General features: G+C 71.3%; 20 protein-coding genes. 7 read left to right on the top strand and 13 right to left on the bottom strand.

Going from position 1 to position 12,380, the window contains the following annotated elements:
- Positions 1 to 23: 23 nt before the first annotated feature.
- The 10 genes from ACIA6B_RS31265 to ACIA6B_RS31220 all read right to left on the bottom strand — a co-directional run bounded on the left by ACIA6B_RS31265 (position 24) and on the right by ACIA6B_RS31220 (position 6,430).
- On the bottom strand, positions 24 to 869 hold the full coding sequence (locus tag ACIA6B_RS31265) for a hypothetical protein (protein ID WP_396778898.1): 846 nt from the start codon (positions 867 to 869) through the stop codon (positions 24 to 26).
- Positions 863 to 1,360 carry a hypothetical protein gene (locus ACIA6B_RS31260; protein WP_396778896.1) on the bottom strand — a complete coding sequence of 166 codons (498 nt, stop codon included), beginning with the start codon at positions 1,358 to 1,360 and terminating at the stop codon, positions 863 to 865. The genes ACIA6B_RS31265 and ACIA6B_RS31260 overlap by 7 nt, the downstream gene beginning before the upstream one ends.
- Positions 1,361 to 1,423: 63 nt before the next feature.
- The gene (locus ACIA6B_RS31255; protein WP_047891154.1) at positions 1,424 to 1,681 is read right to left on the bottom strand and encodes a hypothetical protein; all 258 of its coding nucleotides are present in this window, start codon (positions 1,679 to 1,681) and stop codon (positions 1,424 to 1,426) included.
- Between the two features lie 257 nt (positions 1,682 to 1,938).
- Positions 1,939 to 2,283 carry a hypothetical protein gene (locus tag ACIA6B_RS31250; RefSeq protein ID WP_396778894.1) on the bottom strand — a complete coding sequence of 115 codons (345 nt, stop codon included), beginning with the start codon at positions 2,281 to 2,283 and terminating at the stop codon, positions 1,939 to 1,941.
- Positions 2,284 to 2,367: 84 nt separating this feature from the next.
- Complete coding sequence (locus ACIA6B_RS31245; RefSeq protein WP_396778892.1) at positions 2,368 to 3,849, bottom strand: hypothetical protein; 1,482 nt, start codon at positions 3,847 to 3,849, stop codon at positions 2,368 to 2,370.
- Entirely contained in the window at positions 3,846 to 4,118 is a 273-nt protein-coding gene (locus tag ACIA6B_RS31240) for a hypothetical protein (RefSeq protein ID WP_396778890.1), read from the bottom strand. The genes ACIA6B_RS31245 and ACIA6B_RS31240 overlap by 4 nt, the downstream gene beginning before the upstream one ends.
- Entirely contained in the window at positions 4,118 to 4,624 is a 507-nt protein-coding gene (locus ACIA6B_RS31235) for a hypothetical protein (protein ID WP_396778888.1), read from the bottom strand. Before ACIA6B_RS31235 ends, ACIA6B_RS31240 begins: the two co-directional genes overlap by 1 nt.
- The gene (locus ACIA6B_RS31230) at positions 4,621 to 5,301 is read right to left on the bottom strand and encodes a GGDEF domain-containing protein (RefSeq protein ID WP_396778886.1); all 681 of its coding nucleotides are present in this window, start codon (positions 5,299 to 5,301) and stop codon (positions 4,621 to 4,623) included. The genes ACIA6B_RS31235 and ACIA6B_RS31230 overlap by 4 nt, the downstream gene beginning before the upstream one ends.
- Positions 5,298 to 5,819, bottom strand: a complete 522-nt coding sequence (locus ACIA6B_RS31225; RefSeq protein ID WP_396778884.1) for a histone-like nucleoid-structuring protein Lsr2 — start codon at positions 5,817 to 5,819, stop codon at positions 5,298 to 5,300. Before ACIA6B_RS31225 ends, ACIA6B_RS31230 begins: the two co-directional genes overlap by 4 nt.
- Positions 5,816 to 6,430: a sigma-70 family RNA polymerase sigma factor gene (locus tag ACIA6B_RS31220; RefSeq protein ID WP_396778882.1), complete on the bottom strand. Its 615-nt coding sequence runs from the start codon at positions 6,428 to 6,430 to the stop codon at positions 5,816 to 5,818. The genes ACIA6B_RS31225 and ACIA6B_RS31220 overlap by 4 nt, the downstream gene beginning before the upstream one ends.
- 224 nt (positions 6,431 to 6,654) lie before the next feature.
- Between ACIA6B_RS31220 and ACIA6B_RS31215 the strand changes: the two genes are divergently transcribed.
- Positions 6,655 to 7,431 (top strand): GntR family transcriptional regulator, encoded by a 777-nt coding sequence (locus ACIA6B_RS31215; RefSeq protein WP_396778881.1) that lies wholly within the window; start codon positions 6,655 to 6,657, stop codon positions 7,429 to 7,431.
- Positions 7,432 to 7,438: 7 nt separating this feature from the next.
- Entirely contained in the window at positions 7,439 to 7,993 is a 555-nt protein-coding gene (locus ACIA6B_RS31210; protein WP_396778879.1) for a GNAT family N-acetyltransferase, read from the top strand.
- A gap of 111 nt (positions 7,994 to 8,104) precedes the next feature.
- Here ACIA6B_RS31210 and ACIA6B_RS31205 read toward each other — a convergent pair whose 3' ends face one another.
- Positions 8,105 to 8,524 (bottom strand): hypothetical protein, encoded by a 420-nt coding sequence (locus tag ACIA6B_RS31205; RefSeq protein ID WP_396778878.1) that lies wholly within the window; start codon positions 8,522 to 8,524, stop codon positions 8,105 to 8,107.
- Positions 8,521 to 8,772, bottom strand: a complete 252-nt coding sequence (locus ACIA6B_RS31200; RefSeq protein ID WP_396778876.1) for a hypothetical protein — start codon at positions 8,770 to 8,772, stop codon at positions 8,521 to 8,523. The genes ACIA6B_RS31205 and ACIA6B_RS31200 overlap by 4 nt, the downstream gene beginning before the upstream one ends.
- 180 nt (positions 8,773 to 8,952) lie before the next feature.
- On the opposite strand from ACIA6B_RS31200, the gene ACIA6B_RS31195 reads away from it, so the two are divergent.
- Complete coding sequence (locus tag ACIA6B_RS31195; protein ID WP_396778874.1) at positions 8,953 to 9,324, top strand: hypothetical protein; 372 nt, start codon at positions 8,953 to 8,955, stop codon at positions 9,322 to 9,324.
- A 223-nt stretch (positions 9,325 to 9,547) separates the two neighbouring features.
- Positions 9,548 to 10,117: a hypothetical protein gene (locus ACIA6B_RS31190; protein ID WP_396778872.1), complete on the top strand. Its 570-nt coding sequence runs from the start codon at positions 9,548 to 9,550 to the stop codon at positions 10,115 to 10,117.
- Here ACIA6B_RS31190 and ACIA6B_RS31185 read toward each other — a convergent pair.
- The gene (locus ACIA6B_RS31185) at positions 10,114 to 10,734 is read right to left on the bottom strand and encodes a hypothetical protein (protein WP_396778871.1); all 621 of its coding nucleotides are present in this window, start codon (positions 10,732 to 10,734) and stop codon (positions 10,114 to 10,116) included. The two genes, ACIA6B_RS31190 and ACIA6B_RS31185, sit on opposite strands and share 4 nt — an antisense overlap.
- On the opposite strand from ACIA6B_RS31185, the gene ACIA6B_RS31180 reads away from it, so the two are divergent.
- The 3 genes from ACIA6B_RS31180 to ACIA6B_RS31170 form a co-directional block, all read left to right on the top strand.
- On the top strand, positions 10,721 to 10,978 hold the full coding sequence (locus ACIA6B_RS31180) for a hypothetical protein (RefSeq protein WP_396778869.1): 258 nt from the start codon (positions 10,721 to 10,723) through the stop codon (positions 10,976 to 10,978). The two genes, ACIA6B_RS31185 and ACIA6B_RS31180, sit on opposite strands and share 14 nt — an antisense overlap.
- Before the next feature lie 249 nt (positions 10,979 to 11,227).
- Complete coding sequence (locus ACIA6B_RS31175) at positions 11,228 to 11,842, top strand: hypothetical protein (protein WP_396778867.1); 615 nt, start codon at positions 11,228 to 11,230, stop codon at positions 11,840 to 11,842.
- 135 nt (positions 11,843 to 11,977) lie between these two features.
- The coding region (locus ACIA6B_RS31170; protein WP_396778865.1) for a helix-turn-helix domain-containing protein at positions 11,978 to 12,380 on the top strand (403 nt) is incomplete at its 3' end.

Here is a 12,380-nt window from a genome sequence, read left to right as displayed (position 1 = left end):
AGCCCGGCCGGGCGGCCAGCGGATTACTCCTTGGTCATCCAGTCCTTGTCACCGGCGTCCCGGTTGGCCTGGTACGCCTCGCCGACGACGTCGTGCTTGGACAGCACGGCGTGCGCGGCCCGCAGCTCGGTGGCCATCGCGGTCGCCGACTCCTGTGCCCTGGCCAGGTGGCCCAGCGCCGGGGCGCCGACCTTCCCGGCGTTCATCCGGGCGATGGTCTGCTCCAGGCTGCTGACCGCCGCGGCGGCGGCCTTGGCCATCGCGTCGGCGTAGGTCTTCGCGGACGCGTGCCCGCTGACCTCGGGATTGGGGGTGCTCATCGGTGCTGCCTCCTTGCTGGGCGGGGCCGCCGGCCCGGTCGGGCTGGCGGGGTTGGGCACGGACGGGCGGGCGAACATCTGCTCCAGCTCGTCCGGGGTCGGCGTCGGGATCGACGCCGGGTTGGTGGCCGCCGGAGCCGGCTGCGGGCCGACCGGGGCGGGGTTGGCGGCGGGTCGGGACTGCTCGGCGCGCTGCTGCGCGGCGGCGGCCAGGGCGGCGTCGCGGGCGGCGACCTGCTCGACGCGGGCCGCCTCGTACGCGGCGCGTTCGTCGTCGACCCGGTCGGCGCGCTTGGTGTTGGCGTTGGCCCACGCGTCGGCCCAGGAGTCGAACAGGTAGCGGCGCAGCGGCCCCTTGCTCCAGAAGCCGGTGGCCTTCGGGCGGGGCTTGCCGGTGCGCTTCTCCCGGGCGGACCACCGCTTGTCCCAGAACTCGCGGCGCGGGCTGTTCTGGCCCTTCGAGGCGTGCATGACGTCCTCGACGGCGTTCTTGAGCACCCACACCAGGGCGATGACGAGCACGAGTGGCAGGAACACGTCGATCACCACGCCGTCACGAATGCGCTGGCCACGTCTGCGGCGCCCTCGCCGACGGCGTTCATCGCGCCGTCACCGGCACCGGCCCACACCCCGCCGGCGATGGCCAGCAGGGTGGGGAAGGCCAGGGCCAGCCACGGCAGGAGCTTCGACGCCTTGGCCGCCTTGGTCGGCCACAGGTCGTGACACAGCCACAGGAACACGCCGAACGCCAGCGCGCCGGGGATCGCCATGCCGAACGCCTTCGCGGTGCCGGCCGACGCGGCGGTGCCGATCAGCTCGCCGCCCTTGCGCATGAAATCGCCGGCCCAACCGGCCGCGCCGGCGATGCCGCCGCCGGCGATGAGCATCAGCCAGCCGGTGAGCTTCGGGGTCTTCTTCCGCTTCCACTGGACCAGGCCGGCGGCCAGGCAGAACACAGCGAGGGTGATCGCGGCCGACTTCAGCCCGGTCGAGTTGTCGTCCGTGGGCGCCGCCGCGGCCAACAGAGTGAGAGTGGACATCAGGTGCCTCCCTTCGAGGCAGGTAGGTGGCAGGGGGATTCCGTGGAATGCGCGCGGGAGGTACTACAGCCAGCCGGGCCAGGGCAGCCAGGCGCCGGGCGGGGTGTGGGCGAGCAGCCCGTAGAGGACGGTGACGGTGGCCAGGCGGCCGGGGCGCTGCACGATCCAGGCCGCGTAGTACAGGACCGTCGTCGCCGCGACGGCCAGCCACGAGTAGCCGATGCCCAGCGCGCGCACCGGGCCGATGCCCGCGCTGGTCCACTCGCCGGTGCGGGCGTAGGCGATCAGCTCCAGCAGCGTCGCCGGCGGGTCCGCGACCACCGACGGGGGCCGCCAATACGCCGCCAGCCGCCCCCGCAGGCTCTCCCAGACCCCCGGCGAATCCGCCGACCCGTGACCTTGCGTAAGGACGGTTTCCGGGGCTACCCTCGCGCGCGCACCTGCGCGCGCTGCGCTGCTGGCCGTCCCGGCCGGCACCCCTGCGGAGTGCGAAGTGGGGAGTGCGGTTTCACGCTCCGTCACAGGTACGGGCGACGGGCGGCGGCGGGCCGTGGTGGCCTGCTCGTTGGTCGTGGTGCTCATGCCGATGCCTCCTTCAGCAGTTGCTCGGCCAGGTTCTTGAGCTGCTCGACGGTGTGTCCGGCGACCTGGTCGGCCCGCGCGGCGGGCAGCTCGGCCAGGGCGCTGGCCAGGTACGACGCGGCGGCGGACACCTTCTGACCAGGGGTTTTCGCGGCGGCGATCCGCATGCCGAACGCGGCCCGCTTGCGCTGCGGCCGGGACTCCGAACGCTTCGGCGCCGCCGGCAGCTCGCCCACCACCGACCGGGCCGCGTCCCGGATCCGACGCCGCTCATCGCGGCTCTGGCCTGCGGAAACTCCGACGACGCGTTCGGCGGCGCGGGTCCTGCGGTAGCCCGACATCACATCTCCTTGTTGATCTTGCAGGGGGGTGGGGGTTGTTGATCTTGGGCCGGCCCGGCCGGACATGACCGGGCCGGCCCCCGGTCACGCGACGCGACCGCTGGTGAGGGCGAGGACCTGGCCGACGACTTCCGCCGGGACCGCGTTGAGAACCCGGCTGATCGTGCGGACAGAAATGCCGGTGATCTCGTTGAGTTCCGCCTGGGTGGCGTTCGGCTTTTCCGCTCGGGCGGCCAGGATGAGCGCGACGGTTTCCGGTCGGACCTTGTCCACCTCGGGCAGGTTGTCCGGCAGCGTCGCCGGAACCGAGGCCAGAGATTTCCGGGCGGCGGGCCGCACGATTTCCGGCTGGCGGCTCGTGCTGGTTTCCGCCTTCTCCTGCGCCCTGGCCAAAGCGCGGCGGGTGCGCTCCAACTCGTTCACGAGGCCGTCGCGGGCGTCAATGACCGCCTGCGCCTCCTGCTCGGCGCGGGCCCTTGCCGTGGCCTGACGCTCGGCGAACCGCTGCGCCTCGTCGAGCTGCGCGCGCAGCGCCCGCGCCGTCTCGTCCAGCTCGGCGACCCGGTCGTGGGCGACGCGAGCGTCGAGGCGGGCCTCGGCCAGGGTGTCCTGGTAGTCGCGTTCGGCCTGCTCAGCGGCCTCGGTGAGGATCCGCACCCGCTCGGTGGCGGTCTGCTCCGCGAGGACCCGAGCGGCGGCGGCCCGGTCCGCGGCGTCGCGGGCCTCGGCCAGCCGGCCCTCGGCCAGCCGCGCCGCCTCGATCGCGGCGGCGGCCCGCTGCTCGGCGACCTCGACGGCCGCGCGGGCCTCAGCGGCGGCCTGGGCGTGGGCGGCGATTTCCGCCTCGGTGGCGGCCTCGATTTCCGCCCGCTTTTCCGCCTGCGCCTGCGCGGCCGTTTCCGCCTCGACCGCGCGGGTTTCCGCCGCGACCCGGGCGGCGATTTCCGCCTCGGCCCGCGCCGTTTCCACCCGCGCCGTCTCCTCGGCTTCGGCCTGCGCCGCTTGGGCGGCGGCCGTTTCCGCCCGCGCCGCCCGGACCTCTTCCGCCCGGCGGGTGGCCGCGGCGGCGGCCTGGCGCTGCCGCTCGGCCTCGATTTCCGCGTGCTTACGTCCACCGTCGAGGTCCCCGAGCACCAACTTGGACAGGAACAGGAACGCCAGCGACGGCAGGCAGGCGAGGAACTTCGCCGACCAACCCGCGTCCTCACCGACGGCCGACAACTGCGCGGCCAGGGACAGCACCGCGCCGAGCAGCAGCATCACCAGGGCGTAGGACCACAGCGGCTTGCCCTGCCGCAGCCGCTTACGCAGCGACAGCGTCGCCACCAGCGGCACCAGCTCAGAGATCACCGCGTTGACCCAGCCGAACCAGTCGCTGGTGCCCTCCGGCATCAGCTCCATGGTCCAGTCCTTCATGTGCGTGAAGGACGCCGCCAAGGCCGCGATCATGATCCCGCCGAGGATGATCAGCTTGATCCGGTCCTCGACGCGCTCAGCGCCGCCCTCGCTCGGCGGGACCGGCTCACCCTGCACCTCAACGGTGGTGGCCTCGGTCGTCGTGGTCACTGCGGGCCTCCCGCCGTGGCCAGGACATCGTGGACCACCCGCGCCGTCGCCGGCGCCGGAACCCGCTCGTCGGCGATCAGCGCCTGCCCGGTGCCGAGCAACTCACGGGCGATCTCGTCCTCCGCGCACGACTGGTGGCACGCCGCGCCCTTGCCGTCGCGCATCTTCGTGTTCGTGGTGCAGACCCGGCAGGGCAGCGCCCGGTCACGGTCGTAGTGACCCGGACCGGTCCAGTCCAGGTGCACCTTCACCATCAGCAGCCCGGCCATCAGCACACCTCCCCGCGCGCCTGCCGCGCCGCCCGCACCCGGGCGAGCAGCTCCACACCGAGCGGGTTGAGGTCGGCCTCGTCGACGTCGACGGCCAGGGGGTGCCGGTGGTCGTCGACCCACCGGGCCGCCCAGCTCCCGCCAACGACGGCGGCGACCAGGCCGACCGCGACGGCGGGGGAGTAGAGCAGCACCTGCGGCACCTGGTCGGCGTACTGCGCGAGGGCCCGCCCGGTCAGCGCCGCCGCCGGGGCCCCGGTGACCGCCGCGCCGGCGGCGACCCGCAGCGCCCGCGACCGGCCCGGCGTCGCCGGCTGGTCCGCCGTGCGACGGGACTCACGCTCGATGTCGACCATCCGCCGCAGCTCGTCGGCGTACCAGCCCGGCAGCGCCGCCACCTCGGCGGCCCGGCGCTCCAGCCCGGCGTCCGTCAGGCCCTTCAGACCCGTGCGGTACTTCGCCAGCGCGGCGGCCAGGTCCACAGCGTTCTTCGTCGGGGCCGTCATGCCGCACCTCCCAGCGCGCGGGCCGCCTCGGTCATCTCCCGCAGCCGCACCACCGGCCGCGTCTCCACCGGCGGCAGCTCGGCGATCCGGTCGTACTCGGCGACCTGGTCGCCGCCGGCGGCCTTGGCCCGGTAGAGCGCCAGGTCAGCCGCGCGCAGCACTCGGGCCGGCTGGTCACCGACCATCGCCGACACCACGCCGACGCTGGCCCGCACCATCAGGTCCTGCCCGTCGGGCAGCGTGATCGGCGCGGCCAGGCACCGCACCACCTCGGTGCCGAGCAGGTGCGCGATCGGCGCCGGCGACGGGCAGACCAGCACGATCTCGTCACCGCCGAGCCGGGCCACCGCCGCGCCGTCGACCTCGTCGATCGCCTCGCTGAGGCGGGCCGCGACCTCGACCAGCACCGCGTCGCCGGCATGGTGGCCGTAGGTGTCGTTGACCTGCTTGAACCCGTCCAGGTCCACGAGCGCCAGGTCGTAGGACTCCCCGCCCAGCTCACCGAGGACGGCGAACAGCCCGAGCCGGTTCAGCAGCCCCGTCAGCGGATCCGTCATCGCGTCCCGACGGACCTGCGCCAACTGCGACCGGCGCGACCGCGCCGCCCAGGCGGCCCACACGTGCCCCGCCAGCGACGCTGCGGCGACGGTCGGGAGCAGCATCGTCCGCGCCTTCACCGGGTCACCTCCGACCCGGTGGCCGCCGCCCACGCCTGCAGGACATTCCGCGGAATCCGGCCGCGCTCGGCCACCTCGTAGCCATTGGCCTGCGCCCACTGGCGGATCGCGGCGCGCTGGGCGGTGCCCTTCGGACCGGTGCCCATCTTCTGCCGCAGCGCCGCCATCTCGGCGGCCAGCTCGGCCTCCTTCTCCGCGAGCCGCAGCGTCGCGGCGGCCAGCTCGGCCTCCAGCCGGCCGGTCAGCTCGTCCACGAGACCGGTGATCTTCTCGGCGAGCTGGCGGGTCCGGACGGTCTCGCTGCCCTGGGCCAGGGTCAGCAGCTGCTCCAGAGTGCGCGGCGGCCGGGCGGCCGGTCCGTTCGGAGCCTCGGTGCGCGCCGGGGCGGCGCCGGGACCAGCGGTGACCCGGATGCCCATCGGCAGTCGCCGCGTTGGGGCGGCCGGCTTGCCCTGGGCGGCGCGCAGCAGCGCGGCCCGGTCGGTGCCGGTGGTCGGCGTGATCGTCGGCGCGCTCATGCCGGCATCACCACCCCGACCGGGAGCAGGCCGCGCAGGGCCCGCAGGGCCTTGTGCTGGATGGCCTTGATCGCCGCAGGGGTCCTGCCCATCGCCTGGGCGGTCTCGTCGATCGACAGCTCCCGCAGGAACCGCAGCACGATGCACTGCCGCTGCGGGGCGCTGAGCTGCTCGACGCCGGCCAGGAGCGCCTCGTGGGTCAAGCGGTCCATCGCCGTCCTCGCCGGGTCGGCCACCGGGCCGGCCTCGGCCTGGTCGCGGTACTCGGCGACCGGAACCTCGAAGCGGTGCCGGTACGACTCGTGGTGGTTGATGATCAGGTTCCGGGCGATCGTGGTGATCCAGGCACCGAAGTCGCCGCCCGGCCGACGGAACGCGTCGAGGTTGCGCAGCGCCCGCAGGAACGCCTCCGACGTCAAGTCCTCGGCCACCTGGCGGTCGCGCACCCGGCGGGCCACGAACCGGAACACCTGGTCGACGTACCGGTCGTAGACCAGACCGAACGCCTCCGCGTCACCGGCCTGAGCCCGCGCCACAAGCGCCGACACCTCGCCAGCCGTCGATCGGAAGGGAGCCTGCGCCGGATCGGCCGGGGCAGGGCTTACCCTCATTGATGGCATCTGAGCCTCCTTGGGGTGGATGCCGTTCCGGGGCTCGGTGGGGGGCAATCCCATCGAGCCCTCTTGCATATGCAGGCGCACCACAAGGTCTATTAGGTACTCATTGACCAGACAATGCGCTTGGTGTTGATGGTGCTACTGAGCACCGATAGACGTCAAGGGGTTCGAGCAACATTGACTAGACAATGTTCGGCCGCGTGAGCGAGACTCGGAACGTGGAGACCTTCAGGGGCAGGTCGGTGCCGGCATACCAGCGGATCGCCACGGCGATTCGCGACAAGATCGTGTCGGGTGAGCTCGCCGGGGGTGAGCAGTTGCCGACCGAGCTAGACCTCGCCGAGCAGTGGGGCGTGGCCCGGCAGACGGTCCGCAACGGCATCGCCGTGCTGGTGTCCGAAGGGCTCGTGGTGGCGAAGCGCCCCCTTGGGCACTTCGTGCGCAAGCGGGAGAACATGCTGTACCGGCCGCAGGGAGAGTCCCGCGATCAGCCAGCCAGCCCCGAGATGGACCGCTTCTACCAGCAGATCACCGAGGAAGGCAGAGTCCCCAGCCAGACGATCGACGTCTCCCTGGTTCAGGCGACACCGGACATCGCGCAGCGCCTCCGGGTCGACCCCGGGACCGTCGTGGTGGCCCGTCGAAGGGTCCGCTACATCAACGGCGAGCCGATCAACATCAACGACTCTCACTTCCCGCTTGACATCGTCAAGGACTCCGAGATCATGTCGCCTGCCGACGTCGCACGGGGCACGAATCAGGTCCTCGCTGATCTTGGCTATCCACAGGATCGCGCCATCGACGAGATCTACACCCGCATGCCCACTCCGGAGCAGATCCACCGCTTGGGCCTAGGGCCGGGAACGCCGGTAGCGGTGCACTACGTGACGGGTTACGTGGTCGATGGCACGCCCGTGAGGTGCACCGTCAACGTGCTGCCGAGTGATCAACATGTCATTGTGTTCGAGCGCAAGTTCGAGCGGACCTGGAGCTGAGCTGACCTTGACCTTGACCATCAGGCCTGCTGAGAACGAAGACGAGTTCGAGATCGCCATGGGGCTGCTCATGCAGCGCATCCAGTGGTTACGCGAGCGCGGCTCGGATCAGTGGGTGACGTGGGAAAGGTGGCGTACCAAGCTCGGCCCATCGCTGTCCGCCGGCGACATCTGGATCCTCTGGGATGACGACGAGGCGATCGGCACGGTCACTCTTGAGATGACCGGCGACCCAGATTTCTGGACTCCTGAGGAGCTGGCCGAGCCGGCGGCCTATGTCTCGAAGTTGGCAGTGCGCCTCGATCGCGCCGGCCAGGAGCTCGGCGCCCTCCTGCTTGCGTGGGCAGGCGACTACGCCTTCCAACGTGGGAGTCGGTACGTCCGCTTGGATGCCTGGAAGACCAACGATCAGCTACACGCCTACTACCTCTCGCGCGGGTGGACACACCTGCGTACATCCACGAACCCGCAGAGGCGCTCTGGAGCGCTGTTTCAGCGCCCAGCGGCACCAATGGGCAAGCAGCCGCTAGAGCTGCGAACGACTGCCTCAAGGCATCAGTGAGCAGCCCCAACGATGGCCAGACGTACCTAAGCGTGACGCGCAGTCGGCCGGCCGCCGTGCCCTGGTCGGCTCTCGTGCCAGGCTCCAGAGAGCGAGCCCTCGCCTCTGCTCCTATGTCTGGCTGAGGTCGAGAATGCTCCAGCCGGTGGGTAGGACGGCGGTGGCCGGTTTGGGTTCGGTGGTGGCGAGGTGGGCCTGGTGGGCGATGGCGGTGCGGGCGGCGTGGCCGAGGGCGATGTCGCCGCCGGCGGCGCGGGCGAGGACGCCGGCCTGGCGGGCGTCGTCGACGCCGGGTTCGGCTCCGAGGGGCAGCAGGGTGATGGCGGGTGTGGTGGTCAGGAGGGTGAGCAGGGCGGCGCCGACGTCGCTGCTGGTGGCGGCGTAGGCGGCGGCGAGGCAGGCGGCCGGTACGCCGACGGTGCGGTCTTCGTCGGCGACCTCGGCGATCAGTTCGCCGACGGCGACCTGCCCGTCGACGTACGCGGTGAGCGCGGTGGCGTCCAGGACCACGGCGACCTGGTCGACGCTCACGCGGCCTCGTCGAGCATCCGCTGTCCCTCGGCCAGGGCCGCGTCGGGGATCGGTGCGGCGAGGCGGTCGCGCCAGCGTGCCTTGCCGGCGTCGGTGACCTTGATGCCGGCGCGGCGCAGCACCTCGTCGAGTTGGGTGCCGGCCATCTGGGCGCGTACGGCCGCGGTGATGGCGGCGCTGACGTTGGGCTGGCCGTCGAGCCACTCGGCGACGTCGTCGGGCACGCTGATGGAGCGTTTCGCGGTCATGGTGGCAGTGTACCGCCACCGGTAGCACCGGCGGTATTACCCGCCGGTCCCGGTCACTACCGGCGGGTAGGACCCGGCGGTAGCTTGCGGTTAGGCTGCGGCGTCGTGAGGTTGGCGGCGGCGTTACCGCAGCGCTGTCGGCAGCGGTGCTGGTGGCGGGGTGTGGTCGTTAAGCCGGGCATGACGTGTCAGCTTGCCAGCGAGTGGCATCAGCCGGAGCGGTTCTACGAGGTGCTGGGCCGGGTGATGGCCGCCCTGGCCGCCGTCGGCGTCCTGAACGAGATGACGGCGCTGCGGTGGTGGAGCGCGGACCAGACGTGGAAGGTGGAGTGGCGCACCGGCCCTGATCCGCACGACGTCGCGGCCATGCTGTGGCAGGCCGCGGCGGATCCCCAGCACCCTGCGTCTGTCGCGCTGCGGGCGATGACCTCGCTCGACCGGTCGAGCGGCAGCCCGCACTACGCCTTCCTGCAGGTGCTGGATGTGCCGGTGATGCTGCGGGTGCTGGACCCAGCCGCCCCGGACATGGGGCTGGTCGCCGCGTCCGTGTAGGCCGGCGGGCCCGTACCTGGACAAGTCAAAACCCCGGCTGCATACCCGCGAGGGCAGAGGCTGGCCGGGGTCTTCCGGGCAAGGATAGCGCGTTTGCCCAGCTTGGTTAGCGAAAGAGGAGTTTCGGTTGGGCGTGGCTGAGCTAGCGACGTTGGAGCGGCGGTGGTCACCAGAGCGCCTGGCGCCGTACAGGGCGGCGTGCGGCGGGGACTTGGCCGCCGCCATGGCGCTGTACGAGTGGAACGCCGAGATCTCCGCCGCGCTCGGCACGACGCTGGGGCATCTGGAGATCCTGCTGCGCAACGCCCTGCATGAGGAGCTGACGGCATGGTCACGGCGGCGCTACGCCGAGCCACGCTGGTATCTCGATCCGGGCGCGGTGCTGACCGACGAGGGGCACCGGGACGTCGCCAAAGCCCGGAGCCGCGCGACCCGGGACGGCCGCGCCGAGGCACCGGGGCGGGTAATTGCCGAGCTGAACCTCGGCTTCTGGCGGTACCTGGTGGCCACCCGATACGACGCCACGCTGTGGCGCGGATGCCTTCACCGGGCGTTCCCTGGTCAGCGCCGCCGTGCGGTCCACAGCGCGGTCGGTCGGCTCCACGATGCCCGCAATCGCATGGCCCACCACGAGCCGATGTTCAACCGGCCGGTGGCCGACCTGCGCGCGACTGCCATCGAGGCGGCCGGCTGGCTGTGCCCGGTCGCCCGGGACTGGATCGCTGCGCGCTGCCGGGTGCTCCCGCTGCTGGCCACAAGGCCGAGCGCGGTAATCGTCCAGGTGCGCCGCTAAACCGGTGGACCTGGTAACAGGTGGAAACGGTCGTGGTCGGCAAGGGCGGCGACGTCGACGTGCTCGCCGGCTCGGGTGAGGTGTGCGCGGTGGGAGCGGGTCACCCAGTTCAACGCCTGCCGCACGACGGCCGGGGTGGCGGCCATGGTGTCGGCGAGGCGGGCAACGGTGGTGCGGGGTAGGCCGGTCGGGCCGGTACGGGCGAGCAGCTGCTCGACGACGGCGCCGGCCGGGCCGGCTGGCGGCGCGGTGGGGCGGTCGGCGAGGGCGGCCAGAACCTCGTTCAGTGCACCGCGGATCCGGTCGTGGTCCCAGCCGCCGATGCGCCCGGATCGCAGTTGTGTGGCCAGTACGGCGAGGGCCTGTTCCCATCCGGAGGTGGTGACCGGGTGGCGGGCCTGGACGATCCGCTCGACGACTCGCTGGGCTGGCACGGTGCGGATGCGGCCGGCGTCGACGTCGGCCTGGTGGCGTTGCTGGGCGCTTCGCAGCTCGTAGGCGCGTTGCCGGCAGGACCGGTCGCAGTAGCGCTTCTTGCGGCCCGTGGGCGGCTGCACGATGGCGTTGCCGCACCACCCGCACGGCGACTCGATCTCGTGTTCGGTGACCCCCGTCATCGCACCAACGGTAGGCCGGCGTTTCGTCACTGACCTTGCGGCGGCCCGCGCCCACTACGACCGCCGCCGCGCCGCTGGCGACCGGCATGCCGCCGCTCAACGCAACCTGTTCAACCGCATGCTCAGCGCCCTGCACCACTGCCTGGCCAGCGGCACCGTTTATAACGAAATCAAAGCATTCCCCGCCGCCATCACAACCACGCGATCAACTGGCCCGTTTGGTGCGGGCAGCCATGATGGATAGGTGCCCAACGATTTCTATGACCCAGCTCGTCAGCGCGACGATCGCGGCAAGGCCGGACGAGAGAGTCCGTCGAACGAGACGGCCATACCGCCTCATGGCGGAGGGCGTGACCTGGCCCAGACTGCTCGGCGGAGCAAACAGCTCGATGTCGTCAAAGATGGCTCGGTTGTAGCTATCCGGCCTGCTGGAGGTCACTCGGCAGATAGCGGCCGTTCTGGTGGCGTCGACCCACGCGTGGTAATCGCTCTGGTGGCGCTGGTGCTGCTTCTCGTCACGGCACTGGCGATCGTGATCTTCAAAGGACCAAGGACATCCGCCGGGAAGAACGCGGCGTCGCCGACGGCCAGCGCCTCGCCGTCGCCCTCACCGTCAGGGCCCCCGTTAGCGTCCCTCAACACGCCCGAGCTGCCTTCCATCGCCCCCACCCAGGCGGGGCCCTCGGGCGGTCCAGCGGTGGTGCCTCCAGCGCCAGTTGGGGAGCCATCAGTTGTCGTTTCCGGGCAGATCACCATTCCCGCCGGGATGTCGCTGCACGCTGACAGCAAGTACAAGACCGTCGGGGACGCTGGGCTCGGCGACTTCGGCGACTTCATGGTCACGAACGACTTCGAAGACCAGCCAGGCGTGTTCACCGGAGCCCAAGGCGACCTCGCGCCGAGCAAGTCAGCCTCGTGGAATGAGTGCCGGCAGGCCAAGGGCTTCGGAGCCGTCCTGACCGCCGCCGACCTCAAGCCGGGCACGACGCTATGCGGCATCACCCACGAGGGCCATGTCGTCGGCATCACCGTGCTCGGCGCCAAAGCCGACAGCCGCCGGCACCTCACCAGCGTGTCGATCCGCTACACCACCTGGTCCAGCGAGTAGCGAGCGCTCCGCGCCGAGGCACAGAACGGAGGTCGGGCATCACCACGGCGCCTGCGCTGTGCACCGAGCCCAGCCGCGGTTTCAGGGGGAGCGCCAGCCGGTCGAAACCAGGCCCGTGTCGATGACAATCAATCTATGGACTTTTGGCCTGATGCGGTGCGTAGTCGAGATGACTACGCACGGCAGATGCGTAGGTTACGTTCGAGAGCGGGGAAGGAAGATTCTCACCCAATGACCATTCGCGAGATCGCGAAGGTCAGCGGGATTCCCCGGAGCACTGTGTCGGCATACCTGACAGGGGCCACTCTGCCCTCCGCCGCTGCCATGGCCAAGCTGCTTGCCGCCCTAGGCGTAGGCGAGCAGTTGCCGTTGTGGCTACGCGTCGTGGATCAACTCCGCGAAGTTCAGACCACTCCCGCGAGTAGTCCGTCATCAACGCCAGAACCATCCGCCAGCGGCGTGTATCCGGCTGCGCGACGGGCCAGAGTGAGAGGCTGGCCTGGTCAGATCCTGTTGATAGCGACACTCGCCGTCGCCC

Origin of the sequence: Micromonospora sp. NPDC051141, assembly GCF_044455765.1 — a bacterium.
GTDB lineage: Bacteria > Actinomycetota > Actinomycetes > Mycobacteriales > Micromonosporaceae > Micromonospora.
Note: the sequence above shows the minus strand (reverse complement) of the source record. Positions and strands in the feature narration are given on the sequence as shown.